Origin of the sequence: Shewanella glacialipiscicola, assembly GCF_023283485.1 — a bacterium.
Lineage (GTDB): Bacteria > Pseudomonadota > Gammaproteobacteria > Enterobacterales > Shewanellaceae > Shewanella > Shewanella glacialipiscicola.
In genome coordinates this window covers 1-19,103 of sequence record NZ_JAKILU010000029.1, presented here as the reverse complement: position 1 = coordinate 19,103, position 19,103 = coordinate 1, and the positions used below count along the sequence as shown (strand labels likewise).

Genomic DNA, 19,103 nt, shown 5'->3' with positions numbered 1-19,103 from the left:
AGGCATAATGTCATTTTTAGATAAAGTGCGTAGTGCGGTAAACACAGGCCGTACCGAGTTAGCAAACCAGGTCACTCGTTTCAAGAATAAAAAATTCATGGAAGGGACGGTTGCCATTTGTGCATTTATCGCCGCAGCATCTAACGGTGTAAGCAGTGAAGAAAAACAGAAGATGGTCGGGTTTATCAAAAACTCCGACGAGCTTAAAGTATTCGACACTAACGAAGTGATTGCCTTTTTCCAAAAAATTATCTCTGGCTTCGAGTTCGATGCAGATATTGGTAAAGGTGAAGCCTTAAAATACATCGTGGCGTTAAAGAGCGATGGAGGGGCTGCTCAGTTAGCACTGCGTGTAGGTGTTGCTGTAGCGAAGAGTGATGGCGACTTCGATGAAGACGAGAAGGCCGCTGTAAAAGAGATTAGTTTAGCTCTAGGACTAGACCCGTCTGACTATCAATAGTAGTAATTAAGGAACGAAATACATGAGCTCAACGCATATAGGCTTCCCACCAGAGACTGTAGCCGTCTTTCTGCTACTTTCAGTAGGGGCGATCCTTATCGACCTGTTCATGCACAGGGATGATAAACCTATCCAACTGAAAAGCGCAGTAATGTGGTCGATTTTTTGGGTAGTAATCTCGTTCGCGTTTGCTGGTTTCCTTTACGCCAATCATGGCGCAGAAGTGGCGAGCTTGTTCGTGACCGGATATGCGCTCGAAAAGGTGCTATCAATTGATAACTTGTTTGTCATGATGGCAATCTTCTCTTGGTTTGCTGTGCCAGATGGTTATCGTCACCGCGTTCTGTACTGGGGCGTGATTGGTGCAATCGTATTCCGCGGTATATTCGTCGCAATCGGTACTAGCTTGTTATCACTTGGACCATGGGTTGAGATGGTATTCGCTGTAATCGTTTGCTGGACGGCTGTCATGATGCTGCGAAGTGGTGACGATGACGATGCAATCGAAGATTACTCGGAACATTTGGCTTATCGCTTGGTTAAACGTTTTTTCCCAATTTGGCCTAAGTTAACTAGCCATGCCTTCTTGCTGAAGCAGTCAGAAGTGGACGCAGAACTGGCTAAACCTGAAAACGCAGACGTTCAAGTGGGACGTGTTGGTAAAGCGTCCTACTACGCAACACCGCTAATGCTGTGTTTGGCCGTGGTAGAATTGTCGGATGTGATGTTTGCGTTTGACTCTGTGCCTGCTGTTATCGCGGTAAGCAAAGAGCCTCTAATTGTATACAGTGCCATGATGTTCGCCATTCTTGGCCTGAGAACTCTGTATTTCGTTCTGGAAGCACTAAAACAGTACCTAGTGCATCTTGAAAAAGCGGTAATCGTGTTGTTGTTTTTCATTGCCTTAAAACTTGGTCTGAATGCAACCGCGCACATCTTCCACCATGAATATACAATCTCCGCAATGGCAAGTTTAGCCGTAGTAGGGGTCGTCTTGTTCTGTGGTGTGTTTGCAAGTTTCGTATTCCCTGAGAATGACGAAGCCGAAGCTACTAAGTAATTAACTAAGTAATTAACTGTTCAAATCTCCAAATCGAAAAAGGAATTAATAAATGGCAACTGTTTCTCTATCTAAAGGTGGCAACGTATCACTAACTAAAACCGACCCTACCATGAAAAAGGTACTGGTTGGCTTAGGATGGGATGCTCGCTCTACTGACGGTCAAGACTTCGACTTAGACGCTTCAGCATTCTTACTAGGCGAAAATAGCAAAGTGCGTTCGCCAGAAGATTTCGTGTTCTATAACAACATGCGTGCTGCTGGTGGTGCGATTGAACACACCGGAGATAACCGCACGGGTGCTGGCGACGGTGACGACGAAAGCCTAAAGGTCAATTTAGATACTCTGCCTGCTGATATAGCTAAAATCGTGTTTGTTGTAACAATCCACGATGCTACAGCTCGTAGTCAAAACTTTGGCCAAGTGAGCGGCGCGTTCATACGCCTAGTTAATGAAGAATCAGGCAAGGAAATTATTCGCTTTGACCTGTCAGAAGATGCTTCAACTGAAACCGCAATGTTGTTCGCAGAGCTATACCGTCATGGCAGCGAGTGGAAGTTTAAAGCCGTAGCCCAAGGCTACAAAGGCGGCTTGTCTTCTGTTTGTGCCGAGTACGGAGTTTCTGCCAACTAATCAGTTGGGCGTATAGCAATTTAAATCTAAAGCGGGCCCCCCCGTATTACAGGGACAATTCCCTAAACATTAGGAGCTTTAAAATGGGTGTATCTTTAGCTAAAGGTGGCAACATCTCTTTAACCAAGGCTGACGCAGGCTTGAAAGTTATGTTAGCGGGTCTAGGTTGGGATCAGCGCGTTACAGATGGAACTGATTTCGACTTAGACGCCTCAGTATTCATGGTTGGTGAAAACGGTAAAGTGCTGTCCGACGCAGGTTTCGTTTTCTACGGTCAAAAAAATAGCCAATGTGGTTCTGTTGAACACCAAGGTGACAACCGTACTGGTGCCGGCGACGGTGATGACGAGCAGATTAAAATCGATTTAACCAAGATTCCTGCGGACGTCAAGAAGCTAGTTTTCGCTGTTACCATTCACGAAGCAGAACAACGCAAGCAAAATTTTGGCATGGTGAGCAATGGCTACATTCGCGTTGCAAACAACGATAGCCAAGTTGAGCTGGCACGCTTTGACTTGTCAGAAGACGCTTCTGTTGAAACCGCAATGATCTTCGGTGAGCTATACCTACACGGTACAGAATGGAAATTCAAAGCCGTAGGTCAAGGTTTCGCTGGTGGCCTCCAGGCACTAGCTGCAGCCCACGGCGTAAATCTGTCTTAATTCGCAGATGACTTAATCTTTAAAGGGCAAACACAACGGAGTTTGCCCTTTTTTATCAAGCAGTATGGGAAAAAAATGGCGAGAAGAAAAGCGAATGATGAGTCGATAAAACTCTTCTTCATGGTGGCAGGAGTTTTACTATTTTTACCGTTTATGTTTGTGTCGTTCTTTCATTACAAGAAATTGAAGAAAATCTATTTTTCGACAAGTAATGCTCAACGGGTATTTGATAGCGCTCAACTAATCAAAAGCATTGTGTATAGTGTAGGCTTAATTACCACAACGTTGATCATTATGTTTTATGCTACGAGTCAATTATCAGGTCTTGTGGGCCCAGATTACCAAAAGGTTATACTCGGTCTGGATGCCATACTTCTCGCGCTAGGTATCTACCCGGTCTGTAAGCTTGCTCAGCGTGTGGCTGTGCGATATTTAGGCGTTATATTCAATGACGATTCTAATAGAATGATAATCCCAGTTGATCTTGCGAACGCAAGTGCAAGCGAAAATCTGCGACTTCAATTTCTAAAACAAATGGGAGAGTGTGAAGAAATTCCTATTAAGGAAATAACCAATATCACACGGGAAAAAGGGGTCAACTTTTATATTCATGGTGCATTTGGTTCACGTCAAATAAATTTCACCAATAAGCAAAAGCGTGATGAGTGCTTAATGGCTTTGCAAGCTAGAACTAAAGTCAGCCGCGGCGGTGATTTAGGGTATTAATAAGAGTCGAGTTAGGGGGAAATATGGAACTTATTTCAGGTCAAAACACTGGCTTAAGTGGTAGCGAACTTGTCATTGATATGAACTATCAGCACGGCGTAAACTTTGCGGGTGAAGTGGATACCTCTGCCTTCTTGTTGACGAACCAAGACAAAGTGAGAAGTGATAGTGACTTCATTTTTTACAATCAGCCAGAATCAATCAATGGGGCGGTTGTTTATAGCAAGACACCTACAGGTGGCCGCTATGTTGTGAGCACTGCAAAGGTCGAGCCCACTGTTGATAAGATTGCTTTGACCATGGTAGTGGATGGAAGCAGTACGGTCGGCCATCTTGCCAGTCTGAGCTTAAAGGTGGATGGGCAGGCTAGTTTCAATGTGCCATTGGACAATCGCAGCGAGAAAGCATTGATCGTCGGGCTGATTTACCGGCATAACGGCGCATGGAAGTTTAAAGCGCTTGGAATGGGGTTTAATGGCGGCCTAGCGGCATTAGCGATAAACTATGGTGTCGATGTGGATGATGAGCCTGCCCCTGCACCTACCCCCATTCTAGAGGCGTCCAAGCCAACTGCGGGGGTAAGCCTGGAGAAAAAGCTACAAGAGCAAGCGCCGCATCTCATCAATCTAGCCAAACCAGTGAGTATTAGTTTGGCTAAGCACAAACTAGAGCATGTTAAGGCTAAGGTCGCCTTCGTTCTCGACGCATCTGGTTCTATGACTCAGCAATTCAAGCAAGGTAATGTTCAAGCTGTTTTAGAGCGAATTACTGTCTTGGCAACACAGTTTGATGACGATGGACAGATGGAAGTTTGGGGATTTGGTGAACGCCACAAAAAATACCCTGATGTGTCGCTAAGTAACATTAAAGGTTATATCTCTGGCATCCAAAACTCGGGTAAACGTGGGCTATTCGAATTATTGCCGACGCTTGGTGGGGTAAATAATGAGCCACCTGTAATGGCAGATGTTATTAAGCACTTCAAAAATAGCGATGAACCGGTGTTTGTTGTCTTCATTACCGATGGTGGAATCACTAAGACAAGAGCTATCAAAGATGCAATTCGCGAGTCGGCCAATTACCCAATTTTCTGGAAGTTTGTAGGTCTTGGTGGGCACAAATATGGGATATTAGAAGAACTGGACGATTTCACCGATCGCCTTCTTGATAACACTGACTTTTTCCCTATTGATAACTTCAAAACGGTACCGGACAATGTGCTTTATGACAAGCTGTTGACTGAGTTCTCTGGCTGGCTTGCTGAGGTCAAGCGTAAATCGATAATTAGGTAATCAAACTCTTGCACTTAAGCTGAATAGCGTTAATCCACTATTCGGCTTAAGTAACCTAGCCTTACTAACGTTCAATGACCGCATTGCATCAGTAATAGTGTTACGCTAGAACACTGAGCACAAGTATGCACCATAAAGTCATTGTATTCCCCCACTAACTCAAAAAATTTAAAAATCTAGCTAGTTTTTTCAATAGAGTACCAGTCGTGCCGTTTTGCGGTTATCTCATACGTTCAGATCCTTTCCCTGGAATATAACTATTTTAAAGCTTCTAACCCTCGCTGATAAAATACTAAATTCTGCTAATGAATCAAAGTATTCAGCCCTATCGTCAATATCTTGAATCAGCTTTAACGTATCGTCGTTTTCAAGTGTAAGCGTCTAGCGAAGTACACCTAGCATCGATGTTCTGATTGTAGTGGGAAATCTATCGTTGTACTTAGCAATAATCACCCATACACTTATTTTACCTATAAATAACTATACACTTTTGACAAATTGAGAATTACCCGTACTATCAATCCTCAACACATTAAAGAAATAGTGCTAACGATGTCAGATATAGCTTTCGAAGTAAAAACAACTGAAATAAAACCATATGCATATCAGACTCCCTTGTTCAATGCGGCATATATGACTTACAGAGAAAGCACATGTATGGACATAAACCCATAAAGCTCCGTAATAACCATTCCAATTAGGAATTATTGCTTACTAGTATTCTTACATTGGTCATCTTGTGTACTATAACCGGAACAGCCCCAAAACTCACCATACTTGCCATTTCGTAGTATCATAGGCCTTCCACATTGCTCACAAATCCTCATCGAATGACGACAATCCTGGTTATTACAATCACTTGAGCCTCGATTATCAACTGATGGTGCACCGCATTCAGTACATACACGCGCCTTACCTACCCGACATCCCTTTCCTGTGCTGCAGGCATAGAATCCGCCAAACTTACCATTTATTAGTTTCAAATAACCTTCTTCGCAATTAGGGCATTTAAATTTTTTCCTATAGAGCTCCTGGAAAGCTTTCGAATGAATATTGACTTCATATTTTGGGGCTAATAATTCGTTGATAAATGCTGACGGTGATGTTGGGTCACCGATTATGTAAGACTTCTTCTTGGCTCGCGTGAGGCCAACATAAAGTAATCTTCTTTCTTCAGAATGAGGATATGAATCTAACGCTGGTAAGAGTGCTTCTATCACTGCCTGGTCAATATTTTCGTTAGGGAAACCTAATTTCCCTTGTGAAAAACCGATTAAAATACAGTAATCTGCCTCCAGTCCTTTAGACTTGTGAAAACTCCAAAGTGAGACGTTCTCAACTAATCTATTTTTGACTAAAGCTGCTTTAGATTCGTTTAACAGATAGTTATAACGTCCGATGACAGCGATACTAGCGGTGCTATCGACACTTTTAATCTTTGAAACAACTTCTACTACTCTTTGATATAAACCATCTTTGACACCGACTTTGTCATCCAGCATGTAAACTTGTGAACTGTCGACCTTAGTGTGCGTGACAATATACTTTTTATACTGCTCAGGGTTTTCCATTATGAACAAGCCTGCCGTGTCAGCAATACTGTTATTGTACCTAAACGTCTTTTGCAGTTTTGTTTCCGTATAAAGGCCAACTAATTCATCGAATCGAGTAGTGAGTTCAAGCTTGCCACCGGAGAATCGGTAAATAGATTGCCAGTCATCACCGACCACAGTTAAAGATGGTGTTGGTCCTCGTTTAATAATGGCTTTGACCAAATCCATACGTGCAGTTGAGATATCTTGAAATTCATCAACAAGTACATAAGTCCATTTTGGTGTGAACAACCCTTTGTCTATAGCTTCAATACTTCTAATAATCATGTCATCGAAATCAATCGCATTTTGCTCATGAAGCTCTTGAACATAAGCTTCATGTAGAGCATTCAGTAACACAGTGTACTTCTGAGGTTGCGAGATGTTTGCACGTTGAAAGCGTGCAAGCATGCTATCGTAATCAAGTCGCTCAACTCTGATTGATGATAATGCTTTTAACAATAAATCAGACCAGTTAGCTATCTTACCGGTGCTTTGAAGCTGCTCAAGCAACTGCTCACTATTGATAGGATTAAATTCTACGTCTAAGATTTTAAGTTTCTTTTCTAAGCCAGATGTGAGCGTTTCTTCAACCCATTCATAATGGAATGTCTCAACAAGCGTAGTCCTACACTTAATATGTAATGTTCGTTTACTCTTTATGTCTTCATTGTATTGATGGGCATCGATATCTGGACGTGTGCCGCCTGCTCTATCTATACCAAAATGCTCAATATAAATATGAGTACCGTCTATATGAAAATCAGGTTTGTAGTCAAAACCAATTTCAATCCTGCGCTTACTGACATATCTGGCTTCGTATGTATAGGGAATCCCATTCAAATACAGAAAATTTGCAATCAGCAGTTCCTGATAACCTTTTACCAATTCGTCATTGAGCGTCCGAAGTTCATTATCGCGAACATACGCTTCGTACTCTGCCTGTGTCTTAATGGAAAATGGGTCAACAGGCTCTGGGGTTAAGCTGATAAAGTCGACTAGACGACTTATATCCTCAGATAAATAATTCAGCAACCAATCTGTTACCCATTGCTTCAGTTTAAGCGGGTCTTCGACAAAAATACTCATGTAGGTTGATATACTTGCATCGCTCAACACCTGACGACCAAGAGAGTGAAACGTGGATATATGTGGCGTTTTATCTAACGTTATATCAGCTTTTTTTGAGCTTTTATCTAGTCGAACTTTTAATTCGTTCGAGGCAGCTTTGTTGTAGGCCAAAATCAAAATATCTTCTGGTTTGGCTAAACCTCTATCAATTAAATCTAGTGCTTTAGCAACCATCACTGATGTCTTACCGGTTCCTGCGGCTGCGAGTACCATGTTAAAGTCATCAGAGCGAAGCACACCAAGGCGTTGCTCTAACGTTAGCTTGTTTGATTCGACGTTATCTAAAAATACTTCACGCTTTTCGAGGTGGATCTTTTCATGGTGTTGTTGAAGCTCAGTATATGAAACCGGATGGAATTGAGTAATTTCATGAATTTTATCAATTAAAGCATCACTTAAATATTGGTTCCAGATAGCAGAATTTTTTGTATACCCTTTAGTGATTTTCGAACAAAGCTGTTGAAGCTCACCAAGGTATGATTGTCTTGGATATTGAGTAACAACAGCGCTCTCCCATGTGGCAACCAATATTGAAAGATATTCAGAGAATGAGATAGCTATTTGTTTATTCAGGGCGTGAACAAAATCCTTTGCATTCTGTTTTTTTAGGAAACGGATTGATTGTGAGGCGTTGTTTAACGTCAATGTGAATTGACTGCCATACCACCGTTCATTCATCTGCACGAACTCATTACACTGAGTTAAATCAAGTGCTGCCTGTACGCTTCTCATGTGGACGACTAATGTTGTACGCTCAAGGCTAATGCCCTTGTATCCTAATAATCTCCCTAACGTATTTGCAGGTAAAAAATCCATTTCTTTTCGCATAGCTAGACCCAAATTCATTTAGAGCGTTTATTGCCACTGTAATCTTAGATTTTTTTAGTTAACAGAAAGACATCTTGAGTTAACAATTTCATTTGGATTGCCCTGAAGCTTCTCGATACGCTTAGCACGTTTACATTCCCATTTAGACACAGGATATTGTTTATCCCAGGCCGTCATTAACTGTTGCTGCTGTTTACTCATTTTGTATTTCGAATAAGACTGTTCCATATACATATAAGTGCGCGCAATCGTTCCTCTAGAGCTTTCTGGTGGTTGAGCCTTTCTATCATCGATACGCATGTCGCAACTGCCAAAATCTGAATTGACTGAAGGCAACATAGTAAAGTTGTAGTTACTGCGAAGCGCATTAACAGCCCCAATTGCAGGGAAAAGATTATGCATATCGGCCTGCATATATCTATACTCAGCATTCATCTTCTCAGCACATTTTCTTCCTTTAAATGACTTGCCTTTACGATTGACACACTCGATATGACCATTACGCCACTCACTAAAAGCACGCCCAAAGTTTTCGGCAGGAACCACATGTTCCCATTCGACCTTTTTAGCTCTTTTTAGGTTTTTTGTCGTTACAAATCCAGAAGGCTTTTTAATATTTAAAAAGCCATCAAAATTAGCACCACAATAAATAGTTACGCGGTTATCGTGATAAACATTTCTTTCGAGCGTTTTTTTTGCTTTGTTGAAGGAATCGTTAGTATTGTTACCTTCTGCAAACAATGGAAAGCTGATGAGAAATAGAATAACAGACAGCATAAATTTTGAGTGGTTCATGACGTTCTTATAGGAGATTTAAGAAGATATTGTTTTATATCAGAAAAATGCATTCATCCCAACTGTTTAAATTACACGAGTACATATAAAAGTAACGTTAGATCGGAGAGTTGAATAAAACAGCTCTCAAAAAAAGTAACATTACAAAAAATAGGTCAACTACTTAGAGGCAATCAAAGTCAGTTCGATGTCCGTATCAAGCTTCGGGGCAACAGTGAGTTACATTGGGAAGTGTTCATTTTCATATGATTCAACTAATGAAATCCATTTTTCAAGCTCGGAACCTTCAGCTGTATTAGGTATTGCATCAAACAATCCTTCAATTTTCTTTAAAGCTGCACGATACTCATCATCAGAACTCAGAGGCGTCTCTTCGCAATAAGTAATAATCTCATTCCCGACAGAAGGAGAATCAACCCTTGCCGCTAAGTCATCAGATAGTGGTGTGGTAGCGTCACATTTTGAGAGCAATATATTGATTTTAGTATTCTTCATTATCAATTCCTCTATTCGAATCGTCACAGTTACAGTAGCCACTCTGTAGTATGACTAAAAATTGGGTCTAAGCTATACTGACACGCTTTGAGGCATTAACGAATCAATCTACTGCCGGATATCAACACTTTATCTCGGGCAGACAATGCCACTTGGTAGTGTATTGTGGCGTGAGTAAGTCTCGGCGCATAGCCCATTTTTGCTCGATACCTTGGGCGGCAATGAATAAGGTATCTGTGCCATAACGTTGATTGATGCCATCAAGAGTCTTCATTAACGCGGGTTTAGCTTTTGAGACATTGAATAAATCTAACTGGCCATGCTGGGTGCTGACTAAATCAATCAGGCCCACGCCGACTTTATAATAACGTACGCCTGCACGGAAAAGTTGAGATGCTGCTTGCGTCATACCTTGAGTGAGTTCAATGCTGCAATCGGTAGCACAAGCAAAATGCACTAAGGTCTTAAAGCCTGTTGGGCGTTCATCGTAGGGGGAATTGCTGGCAAACAACAACATGGTTTTACAGCTTGAACCTTGCTTACGCGCTTTCGCTGCGGCAATCGCCACATGTTTACTTAAGGCTTGCAGTAAATCCTCATACTCGGTAATACGCTCGCCCACACTACGAGTCGAGAATATTTGCTTCTTATCCGCCCTCGCCTCGTCCCACACTTTGCACGCTTGCCCATTGAGTTCACGCACAGTGCGTTCTATTTCAATACTAAATTGCTTACGCGCTAAACCTGCAGGGATTTTGGCTAAGTCATAGGCGGTCTTTACGTTCATCAATTCAAGTTTTTTGCTTATCCTGCGTCCAATGCCCCAGACATCATTCACACTCATTGATTGTAAAATTGAAATCCGGTCTTGTTCATTATCAATAACACACACACCATGATAGCCAGGTAACTTCTTTGCCGCGTGATTGGCCGCTTTAGCCTGTGTGAGTGTTGAGCCGATGCCGACACAAACCGGTAAACGCGTCTCTTTCCAAACCGCTTTTCGAATCAACTGGCCTTGGGTCTGTAAGCACTTAATGGCGGGGTAAGTATTTTTAAAGGAGAGAAAGCTTTCATCAATCGAATAGACGTGCTGCTCTGGTGCAAATCGGCCAATGATATTCATCATCTTTGCGGATAAATCGGCATAGAGTTCATACAGTTGGCTAATAATTCCTGCTAAAAATAGACGAGTAAGTGATCATCCTTTCTGCTACATAGGTTGCTGGCGTCTAACACCTGAAAAATCACCAAGCTCAATTTGCTGTCTATTTTTTAGTAGGGATTCATCCATATGTCTAATTTTGTAATCAATTTGATCGCTAAGGAATTAATAATTTGAATACCGAGGAAGGCTAACAGACAAATTGCCTAGGGACAATCTTCACTCGACACAAACAGGTTCAAGTGACTCAGTAATCACATGTCATCTGCCTGTTGCTTCCTAGCTCACTTTTGGACAAAACCTTGTTAGATAATTCACTCGTATTAGCCAGATTCGGATTAGCTATTCTATTAGCAATGCTTCGTTTGGCTACAAACTAATCAATGTTCGATATAACCAGTCGGAATAGGCATAACAGGGACATGAATCAGTTCTCTAGAGATTTGATTCATCTTAAGGGAAAAAACCGCCCCAGAATAGTCGCAAACGGGGGATTAGGACGGGTTTTAGGGGATAGCGTGAATCAGTCTGGTGTAGAGTGATTCACTCGCTCATTTTTGGACAAAACCTTGTTAAATTTTTTACTCTAAGTCACTAGGTTCGGATTAAAATCTCTATAGGTTAACGTCATCAACAACAAGGCTACTCAAAGAGCACTGCAACTGATGTTGATTGGCATTGTTAGGTATTACTTAAATGTTGCTGCCATTATTTTTTTCCACGTAGCTCCATCAGTGATTGCCATAAATTTTTGCCCATCTTTTAAGTGACATACAAATGCGACTTCTTTTTTATTGCCACCGAGCAGCATGCCTCCAATAGCACCAAGAGGGCCAAGCAAAGCTGCACCAGCAACGCCCCAAATTGCTGTTCCAGCTAATTTTTTAACCTTCTCTTCATCAAGAAGCTCAACACTTTCTACATCCCTAGCAAAACTATAAGTTTCACCTTTCCACATATGCTTCGCTGTGCTTGCCCTAGTCATTGTCGCAGCGCCAAACATGCCGACAAATTGCCATGTTCCCTTGTCTAAATCACCAGCTTCAACTTTAATGCTCATTTTTTACGTTCCTATGCCTGACACCAAATTTAACGGCAGATTGTTAGTTGTGTTTATGTGACTACTTTTGTGCAGCTAAACCACAAAGTAAGTCACCCAGGAATGCGTGTGTTGCAACGTTTTAATTAAGCTTTTTTTATTTTTTACAAATAAATTTAACTAAGTCGTATTTGCTGGAACCAGTTACGAGAGATGTCCATTTTGAATTACTGGACCAGTCCTTGAGTGGTTTGGTTGGATTGTCTTTCGCACCGTCTTCATTACTACCTGCAAGCTCAAAATACTGCATTGATGTACAGTTAATTTTTAATTCAGTAAAGTCTGTATATTCATTACCTTTACCTATGCGACTGGTTAACACTTTTGTTATTCCATCTTCAATTTCTTCCTGTGTTAAAACATAGTATGTGCCACTATCTCCGGCTGCCGAGGTCCTATACATTTCCTTTGCATAGGAAACAGCAGACATGCTCATTAACAGGATTGTTGCAAAATATTTTTTCATTAAATGCTCCTAGTTTTACTTACCATTTGCATGCTTTTCTTAATGGGGTAACAGCTTCTTTCAATCCTGTTATGGAAAATATTGCAATAACTGGATTTGCGCCATAAGGTGTTATTTGAACTAAAAGACGGTCATGACCAAAGAGTGATTTTACATATGTGACGTCATTAGCTTTTGTAAATACAGCTTTGTTGTCAGTTGATATGGACCAAGAACTTGTAACAGCATTCTCACTATCAAGTCTTGTTAGCATTGACGTAGAATCCACTCCTAGATAAAGATCCCATGTAATAAAGGCCGACGTTTTATTTTCGGAACAACGCACGAATAACGTTGGTCTTACCTCGTCATAACCAGATTTAATATAGTCATCCGCCATTACCCACAAATTGACGTTATTACTGTCGTCAATTTGTGATATTGCAGTACTTATCTGCCACTTTCCCGTATTTTTAATTTTGCTGGATTTAACAGAACTTGGAGGAGAAACACCTAATTTACTTGCAAGCGAATCGTAACAGCTAAGACGCTCTTTGTCTGAGCCCTTTAAAGCGCAGACGGCCATGTCATGCATGTAATTGTCAGCATGTACAATAACGGGAGTAAGAAACAATGCTCCTACGAAGAGTCCTTTCATAAAGCTTACCTTGCTGGCGTAATTAAAAACATGAAGTTATGGAGATACATTTAATCGACACTGTGCAACATTACAAAAACTTGGTCAACTGACGCATAGTGGTAATTAGGCACAAATGCTTTGTTAACAAGCTTTGCGGCAAAAATTGGTTATCCCGAAACTGTGAAAAATGGTCGTGTGCAGGGCGTGAACCAGACTAGGCAAGAGTGATTAAATAACTCATTTTTTGACAAAATTTTATAGTTTAAAGTTCATCGTTAGAATGCCATTTACACAGACCTTTTTACACTCTCAAACATTCAGCCAAAAAGTTTAATTATGAGAAAAATAACAATACCCACCCCTACAAGTCCAAGTATAATTCCTGCCCCAGCCATAGATTGCAGGTTGGATTCCGCTCGCGCTTGTAGTTCATTTGACATTTGCGTAGCTGTTTTTGCTCTACCAATCAGCGGCAATAACTTTCCGATTTTTTCTCTAACTTCTTTACTCAAAATGAATTCGTGACTATCTACTCTGCATTCAACGAGAGTCGCAGTGGATATTTTCTCTAATTCTTCAGCTGTGATGGAGACAATACAAACCAAAGTTTCATTTTTGTCATCAGTTGGCGCAGTGTGCTTACTGATGGCTGTATACTCAAACCGAACTAGCCTACCATCTATAAGGCAGTAAAATAGATTAAATTCCAATGTTGAAGCTTCGGGTGCTAATGCTAACGCACCGACTAAACCGCTAATTTCTTTTGCATTTTCCCACTCGATTATAAAGTGATATGAGCCGGTACCTGCTAATTCTGGGAATTGGTGCCCAGCAATGGTTGCCGAGAATTGGAGCTTTGGCGCCCCCGATTCTTGGGGTTGGAGTAAAGCGTTAATCCGCCTTTCTCCAGTAAACTTATCTATTTCATCAGTTATCTCAAACATTTCCATCTCCATTTTCGTTTTCACTACAGTACAGATCCACATAACGCATTAGTATTTATGCGCTGCGCTGTTTGCTGGGCATAAATCGCTTGTTGGACTTGGCCGCTGCCACATCCATGTCCATTGGTATAAATGATGCTATAGGAGTTTGCTTTTTTACGGTAGCGTTTTTTTATACAGCTTTGTGGGTAATCACTTGATATCGTTTTAGCTTTCTCATTCTTTTACGCTCACTCCTGACTCATTATTGACCTAGATGTGCTGATTGCCGAGCTGAAACTGGGGTTCGGCGATTCCGGCGTAGAACCCCAATTGGCTAACGTAATTGCGGTTGGATAACTAATCATGCTAGAACTCTGTATCATTACTAAAAATTAGGTCAACATACTGATGTTGTAGTGAGATAGATGGCACTTTACTAAGGCGCAAATGGGCAAAACACGTTAGCCCGAAGCCAGCGCAAAATAGCAGGATTGTATGTGTGAAGAAGTCTGATGTAGAGTGATTCATGGGCGCGATTTGTGGCTGAATGATATATCTATTATTACAAAGTACAACATCATTACACCCAGATAAACTGCTGTACCTTACTGAAATATAAATAATTTACATCAAAATTATTTATAAAATAATCTGTGCACCCAAGCTCACGGTACAAAAATACCATTTTACAAATCAAACAAGCAGTTAATTTTATAATGTCATCGTCACTTATAACATTAGCCTCTGGTTCATACGCGTAACGACTTTTTGTAAATAAATCTTTGCTCTCAGTCAGAACCTCAAGCTCAGCATTATCAAACAAATATTTTTGAATATTTACAGGTAATGCTTGATATAAAACTATCAAATCATGTGCATTTGCATTGGGAGGTAGCGCTTCTTTTTTGTTGAACTTATAAGTTTCATTAGGCTGTCCTTGATTACTAGCCACAGTTACATGAAAACTTTTTAGGATGATCTCGATACTTAATGCGCACAATACAGTCTGAATACCCATCCTTTGATGTGTGGAAGTGGTACTAATAATGTAGTAATCGTATGCATTTTCTATCATATACGGCCTAAATATAACGTTATCTATTTCGTTAATATCAGGGCAAAATTTCAAGTTACTCATTCATTTCCCTTCTGTGCGATAACGTCTATAACAATCTGCAGTAACTCTGTAATCAATGAAATTTTACCACATTGTAGGCAATTATTTAATCGTACACATGTGTACAATATTATCCGCACCTTTTGTAACCTTTAACATAAGTGCCATTTTTACGATAATAACCAGTGACATAATGACAGGTTGAACCTGCATTACTTTGGTCGTATTTTAGTTTATGACACCGCTGATAACCGCTAACGAATGTCCCGTCTTTACGATAGTAACTATCAACCCAAGCACATCCGTTACTTTTAAGATAACTAGGTGGTGTAGATTTTGGGCAGCTATACGCGCCAGCAATAAAATCACCATTCTTATCAAAATTAGGTTCTGTATAACTACAACCATATCTAACAGCCGCAGCGCTTGGATCTAAGCTATCAAAATATGAAGCACAGCCACCTATGGATAGGAGTAAAAATATATAAATCCATTTTATCATCATAGCCTCTAGCACTTAACAAAGACGGAAACTGCCTGTTTAGTTTAGTGAGTCACTCTAGGCAAGTCTGTTTCACTGTAACGATGTTTGCAATCCCTCATGGGCAGGTCATACTTTTTGGTATTCATTACTTTATGTATCTCAAACTATCAGACTAAGCAAGAGCAAGCCTTCGAACTGTGACACGTTTTGGGGCATAAACGTTTTAGAAAAGGCAGAGTACCTATGTGATCGCTGCCATTTCAGTATGAAACTTTAATACTCAGTATGAATCTTTAATACTTAGTATCAAACTGATTACTCTCTCACAACAAGAGATCAAACCTTGTAAGTTTGTTCAGGCTTATCGGTTGGTTGATCTTTGATTAGTTTCACGGCATAACAGAAGGCGTTCGTGTCTGAAGGCCAAAAAATAAAAATTTTGAGACACGGTAATTCGTTTTACTAAGCGATATCTTAGTACGAAAATACAGAAACAAAAGGTGCTTATCGTGACGAAATTACCTACAAACTCACCAACTGACTTTTGCGTAGCCTTTATAGAAAGGGAACTTGAAGATAACCGAGAGAAAAAGATTTGGATGAGCCGCTGGCCACTTATGCAACGGATGATTGACCAGGCATCAAACCTTGAAAGGGTATTCAACGAGCTAATCAATCAGTTTGGCTACGCTGACAAACTAGCTATCCTTTATGAATCAGAAAGGCCAAATGCTGAAGCTGTTTGGTTGACATTGGAACATATCTGGATGAGCGGTGATTTTGCGAAGGAAGAGTTTATCCAAGCTAGAACCAATAGGCGTGAGCTACTCAAATTACAAGAAGATATCTCAGAGCTTTCATGTCGTCTGGCCGGTATGCTAAGACGCCAGAGTGAATTGTATGAGTTATCTGGTTTTCGCCGGCATGATTATCAAACAGCAGTCGATTCGTTGGTGCAAGGCGGAGAGCATAACTATCTTTTCGGAGCTTACGTTAAAAATGAGCTTAAAAGTCTGGCGTACCAATATGATCTTAAATACTGGCCTTCACGGGCTGAGGTCGTAGAAGCCATTGGTGAATTTGAAGGTCTTCAACCAATACCACAACATGTTGAAATCCCTGATGCAGTACTAGATGGAAGATCGTCAGACCATAAAGATTTTGTTCTTGCGTTTGACGCCAAATTTGATGAACTAAATCAACTGCCTATCGGATTTAGATTCAGTAATCAAGCAATGGCAGACATTATCAATGTAGTTTTAGATTTTCCTGAAGATAAACTCATCCTTGGTGATACTATCAGAACGATCAGGAATCGATACTCAGCTAACAAATAGCCTGTATAACTACATGAACTGTTGAACCCGGTCAGCATTTGATATGGATGAGACATGTGAAGTGGCGAAGCAATACTGAATCGCCACTGATATTGTAGACACTTTCTAGCATTACAAAAATTAGGTCAACAAGGCAGTACTAAGCAAAACTAGTTAAGTTATGCGAAACAATGAATGCGTCAGAAGAGAGCCAGAGCAACCTTTCGGATCGGTTGCATCGTGATTTGAATTTGGCGAGCTGAGTCCAGATTAGTACAATTCAACCAAGAAAATAGGCCTCATAGCTAATCAAATTCTTCTCTCTTTTTGAATTCTAGAACGTTGCTTGTTGCCCCCGTTTTTTCCATATCGATCATTAACTCAATATGCTTGCATTCTTCAGGTATATGTTTCCACATTGCAACGGTCACTTCGTGCATTCTCACAGCTTGAGACTTTAAGCGTTTTTTATAATCTCCAAGCTTTTGTTCTTTCTTTTCAATTTCTTCATTGAGCTTTTTGATTTCTTTTTTTGCATTGTCTAAGTCTCCCTTAGCCTTTATGTGGAGAGGGTGACCGCGAACCACATTATCGGACACATTGCTTGCACCATGAATACGCGTTGCTTCAGCACCTTCGATCAGCGCTTTTATTTCTGGATAGCGCCTGGCCGCTCCATTTGATAACCCTGCTTCTTTTTCAACATTAGAAACAACAATTTTAAGCTTGTTAGCTTTAAGTTTTTGTTTCAACTCTTTGTTAATCGGCTTTTGATCAACAAGTCGCGCCAATGCGTCTCTTAGCTGCCTTTCTGTGGAGCTTAATCCAGACTTGTCTGCCATGCCTTACACCTCCATTGTCGTGTCGATAACCAAATTCAGCACATCTTCTGCAATTTCATATTTTTCATATTTAAACCCTAGATCATCCATGATCGCTTCCGCAGCTTTTACCTGCATCAGGTATTTGGTTGCAGAACTGGAATTTAATTCATTGTTTTCTTTTAAAAACTCAATGTTGCGCATAGCGTCCATGCGGGAGGATTCGGCATAAACAGCGTTTTCAATAAAATCATATTCGCAGTCTACACATTCACTTAAATCAATATTGATACGCATTGAGCATTGAGTGTTAGTACAATACATCCCAGGAGCAATAGCATGTAAGTGTTCTTTTCCGTTGGTCAATCGATCTATCCAGTAGTCAATTGATAGCTTGCGTTTGCTTACTCCATCTTCAAAATAACTTTCACTTTGGCGACTAATTTCAGCAACTGCTGCTTGACCTTTACCACCTGCGATACGCTTACCATTCGCCATTTTTTGATATATGCGAGCAAATATCTCAGCTTGTTGTGTGACACGTTCTTTTTGTATTTCGCTGTATAGTTTTTCAAATGAATAGGCATTTCGGGCATACCATCGCGTCATCGCCATCGACAAATGCGAAAATTGCTGCTTCAAGGCAGGGAAAGAACACAGCTCATATCCAATTAGGTAGTATGCGAGGGATCGCCGTGTCTGATGTGGAGAGAAGTGAAATTTATCGCTCTGATTAAAAGATGTTTGGGTTGGGTCTGAGGTCTGTAAATACGCCATATCTTCGGCTGTAAGTGTAAAATCAAATTTATCGCGGTTAAACGTCGTATTAATTACAGTGTGCAATGCGCTCTTTCCTATAGGGTTGGGAAAAGCGATGTCCTTCAAGTTTGCAAACATTCGATGATTATATTTCTTTTCAAATCTTTTGCGATAGGGCGTATTAATTGCATTCAGCATATGGAATGCTTTCCAGCCAGCTTGCGTGGTTACAAACGTGTCATTTTTGGTTTGACTACTGAGCGTAATCTTTGATTGGCGTGTAGTTAAAAAGTAAATGGTTTCCTTGCCAGTTTCCGACTCACAGCCATTTTTATCGAAAGTCATTCTTTGTGCACCGTAAACAGGGCTTATTTTGTACAGCTCGTCTACGCGCATTCCAGACAATGCCAGACAAAGCCATAAGGATTCTGTATTTAGGCTCCTCAAATATCGCCTAAAATCACCCCAGCCATAACAAGTGTTGCCAATGTGTGCTCTGAAGCTTCTAAGACGTTCTCCGCTTATTTGAATGCGGGGTTGAATAGATGTAAATATTTGCATCCACCGGTGTTTTTCAAGATAGTTGTCACTCTTTGTTTAAATATTAAGCTGCATTTATTACGCCTTCTTCTGGTGCCTTATCTGGGTTGAGTGTT

General features: G+C 40.7%; 18 protein-coding genes and 1 pseudogene. 7 read left to right on the top strand and 12 right to left on the bottom strand.

Annotation, left to right across the window (positions count from 1 at the left end; translation table 11 throughout):
- The first annotated feature begins 7 nt into the window (after positions 1 to 7).
- The 6 genes from L2717_RS16265 (at position 8) to L2717_RS16240 (ending at position 4,834) form a co-directional block, all read left to right on the top strand.
- Positions 8 to 460 carry a tellurite resistance TerB family protein gene (locus tag L2717_RS16265; RefSeq protein ID WP_220774147.1) on the top strand — a complete coding sequence of 151 codons (453 nt, stop codon included), beginning with the start codon at positions 8 to 10 and terminating at the stop codon, positions 458 to 460.
- Between the two features lie 22 nt (positions 461 to 482).
- Positions 483 to 1,520: a TerC/Alx family metal homeostasis membrane protein gene (locus tag L2717_RS16260; RefSeq protein ID WP_220774145.1), complete on the top strand. Its 1,038-nt coding sequence runs from the start codon at positions 483 to 485 to the stop codon at positions 1,518 to 1,520.
- 52 nt (positions 1,521 to 1,572) lie between these two features.
- Entirely contained in the window at positions 1,573 to 2,154 is a 582-nt protein-coding gene (locus L2717_RS16255) for a TerD family protein (RefSeq protein WP_220774144.1), read from the top strand.
- Positions 2,155 to 2,237: 83 nt separating this feature from the next.
- Positions 2,238 to 2,816 (top strand): TerD family protein, encoded by a 579-nt coding sequence (locus L2717_RS16250; RefSeq protein WP_220774143.1) that lies wholly within the window; start codon positions 2,238 to 2,240, stop codon positions 2,814 to 2,816.
- Between the two features lie 75 nt (positions 2,817 to 2,891).
- On the top strand, positions 2,892 to 3,542 hold the full coding sequence (locus tag L2717_RS16245) for a hypothetical protein (RefSeq protein ID WP_220774142.1): 651 nt from the start codon (positions 2,892 to 2,894) through the stop codon (positions 3,540 to 3,542).
- 23 nt (positions 3,543 to 3,565) lie between these two features.
- Complete coding sequence (locus tag L2717_RS16240) at positions 3,566 to 4,834, top strand: vWA domain-containing protein (protein WP_220774140.1); 1,269 nt, start codon at positions 3,566 to 3,568, stop codon at positions 4,832 to 4,834.
- Between the two features lie 704 nt (positions 4,835 to 5,538).
- On the opposite strand, the gene L2717_RS16235 is transcribed toward L2717_RS16240, so the two are convergent.
- From L2717_RS16235 to L2717_RS16190, 10 genes and pseudogenes are all read right to left on the bottom strand, one after another.
- Positions 5,539 to 8,385: a UvrD-helicase domain-containing protein gene (locus L2717_RS16235; RefSeq protein WP_248938106.1), complete on the bottom strand. Its 2,847-nt coding sequence runs from the start codon at positions 8,383 to 8,385 to the stop codon at positions 5,539 to 5,541.
- Positions 8,386 to 8,439: 54 nt separating this feature from the next.
- A complete protein-coding gene (locus L2717_RS16230; protein WP_220774984.1) occupies positions 8,440 to 9,180 on the bottom strand; it encodes an endonuclease in 741 nt (246 codons plus the stop codon).
- Between the two features lie 219 nt (positions 9,181 to 9,399).
- Positions 9,400 to 9,675, bottom strand: a complete 276-nt coding sequence (locus tag L2717_RS16225) for a transcriptional regulator (RefSeq protein WP_220774983.1) — start codon at positions 9,673 to 9,675, stop codon at positions 9,400 to 9,402.
- Positions 9,676 to 9,796: 121 nt separating this feature from the next.
- Positions 9,797 to 10,849, bottom strand: a pseudogene (locus L2717_RS16220) (DUF4113 domain-containing protein); the annotation flags it as partial.
- Positions 10,850 to 11,528: 679 nt separating this feature from the next.
- Complete coding sequence (locus L2717_RS16215) at positions 11,529 to 11,900, bottom strand: hypothetical protein (protein ID WP_220774982.1); 372 nt, start codon at positions 11,898 to 11,900, stop codon at positions 11,529 to 11,531.
- Positions 11,901 to 12,036: 136 nt separating this feature from the next.
- Complete coding sequence (locus L2717_RS16210; protein WP_248938105.1) at positions 12,037 to 12,405, bottom strand: hypothetical protein; 369 nt, start codon at positions 12,403 to 12,405, stop codon at positions 12,037 to 12,039.
- Positions 12,406 to 12,424: 19 nt separating this feature from the next.
- On the bottom strand, positions 12,425 to 13,042 hold the full coding sequence (locus tag L2717_RS16205) for a type VI secretion system-associated protein TagO (protein WP_220775208.1): 618 nt from the start codon (positions 13,040 to 13,042) through the stop codon (positions 12,425 to 12,427).
- A 299-nt stretch (positions 13,043 to 13,341) separates the two neighbouring features.
- On the bottom strand, positions 13,342 to 13,968 hold the full coding sequence (locus L2717_RS16200) for a hypothetical protein (protein ID WP_248938104.1): 627 nt from the start codon (positions 13,966 to 13,968) through the stop codon (positions 13,342 to 13,344).
- 562 nt (positions 13,969 to 14,530) lie between these two features.
- Complete coding sequence (locus L2717_RS16195) at positions 14,531 to 15,088, bottom strand: hypothetical protein (RefSeq protein WP_248938103.1); 558 nt, start codon at positions 15,086 to 15,088, stop codon at positions 14,531 to 14,533.
- 109 nt (positions 15,089 to 15,197) lie between these two features.
- Positions 15,198 to 15,572 carry a hypothetical protein gene (locus L2717_RS16190; protein ID WP_220774989.1) on the bottom strand — a complete coding sequence of 125 codons (375 nt, stop codon included), beginning with the start codon at positions 15,570 to 15,572 and terminating at the stop codon, positions 15,198 to 15,200.
- A 488-nt stretch (positions 15,573 to 16,060) separates the two neighbouring features.
- Here L2717_RS16190 and L2717_RS16185 point away from each other — a divergent pair, with 488 nt between their 5' ends.
- Positions 16,061 to 16,888, top strand: coding sequence for a hypothetical protein (locus L2717_RS16185; RefSeq protein ID WP_246611806.1), 828 nt, complete (start codon positions 16,061 to 16,063; stop codon positions 16,886 to 16,888).
- 284 nt (positions 16,889 to 17,172) lie between these two features.
- Here the strand turns inward: L2717_RS16185 and L2717_RS16180 are convergent, their stop codons facing one another.
- Together L2717_RS16180 and L2717_RS16175 are read right to left on the bottom strand one after the other, a co-directional pair.
- The gene (locus L2717_RS16180) at positions 17,173 to 17,709 is read right to left on the bottom strand and encodes a hypothetical protein (RefSeq protein WP_220774987.1); all 537 of its coding nucleotides are present in this window, start codon (positions 17,707 to 17,709) and stop codon (positions 17,173 to 17,175) included.
- Between the two features lie 3 nt (positions 17,710 to 17,712).
- Positions 17,713 to 18,792, bottom strand: a complete 1,080-nt coding sequence (locus tag L2717_RS16175) for a hypothetical protein (RefSeq protein ID WP_248938102.1) — start codon at positions 18,790 to 18,792, stop codon at positions 17,713 to 17,715.
- Positions 18,793 to 19,103 lie beyond the last annotated feature (311 nt).

Excerpts from the sequence above, each read along its gene's own strand:
- L2717_RS16265 (WP_220774147.1), top strand. The coding sequence starts at position 8 with ATGTCATTTTTAGATAAAGTGCGTAGTGCGGTAAACACAGGCCGTACC.
- L2717_RS16260 (WP_220774145.1), top strand. The coding sequence starts at position 483 with ATGAGCTCAACGCATATAGGCTTCCCACCAGAGACTGTAGCCGTCTTT.
- L2717_RS16255 (WP_220774144.1), top strand. The coding sequence starts at position 1,573 with ATGGCAACTGTTTCTCTATCTAAAGGTGGCAACGTATCACTAACTAAA.
- L2717_RS16250 (WP_220774143.1), top strand. The coding sequence starts at position 2,238 with ATGGGTGTATCTTTAGCTAAAGGTGGCAACATCTCTTTAACCAAGGCT.
- L2717_RS16245 (WP_220774142.1), top strand. The coding sequence starts at position 2,892 with ATGGCGAGAAGAAAAGCGAATGATGAGTCGATAAAACTCTTCTTCATG.
- L2717_RS16240 (WP_220774140.1), top strand. The coding sequence starts at position 3,566 with ATGGAACTTATTTCAGGTCAAAACACTGGCTTAAGTGGTAGCGAACTT.
- L2717_RS16235 (WP_248938106.1), bottom strand. The coding sequence starts at position 8,385 with ATGCGAAAAGAAATGGATTTTTTACCTGCAAATACGTTAGGGAGATTA.
- L2717_RS16230 (WP_220774984.1), bottom strand. The coding sequence starts at position 9,180 with ATGAACCACTCAAAATTTATGCTGTCTGTTATTCTATTTCTCATCAGC.
- L2717_RS16225 (WP_220774983.1), bottom strand. The coding sequence starts at position 9,675 with ATGAAGAATACTAAAATCAATATATTGCTCTCAAAATGTGACGCTACC.
- L2717_RS16215 (WP_220774982.1), bottom strand. The coding sequence starts at position 11,900 with ATGAGCATTAAAGTTGAAGCTGGTGATTTAGACAAGGGAACATGGCAA.
- L2717_RS16210 (WP_248938105.1), bottom strand. The coding sequence starts at position 12,405 with ATGAAAAAATATTTTGCAACAATCCTGTTAATGAGCATGTCTGCTGTT.
- L2717_RS16205 (WP_220775208.1), bottom strand. The coding sequence starts at position 13,042 with ATGAAAGGACTCTTCGTAGGAGCATTGTTTCTTACTCCCGTTATTGTA.
- L2717_RS16200 (WP_248938104.1), bottom strand. The coding sequence starts at position 13,968 with ATGTTTGAGATAACTGATGAAATAGATAAGTTTACTGGAGAAAGGCGG.
- L2717_RS16195 (WP_248938103.1), bottom strand. The coding sequence starts at position 15,088 with ATGAGTAACTTGAAATTTTGCCCTGATATTAACGAAATAGATAACGTT.
- L2717_RS16190 (WP_220774989.1), bottom strand. The coding sequence starts at position 15,572 with ATGATGATAAAATGGATTTATATATTTTTACTCCTATCCATAGGTGGC.
- L2717_RS16180 (WP_220774987.1), bottom strand. The coding sequence starts at position 17,709 with ATGGCAGACAAGTCTGGATTAAGCTCCACAGAAAGGCAGCTAAGAGAC.
- L2717_RS16175 (WP_248938102.1), bottom strand. The coding sequence starts at position 18,792 with ATGACTTTCGATAAAAATGGCTGTGAGTCGGAAACTGGCAAGGAAACC.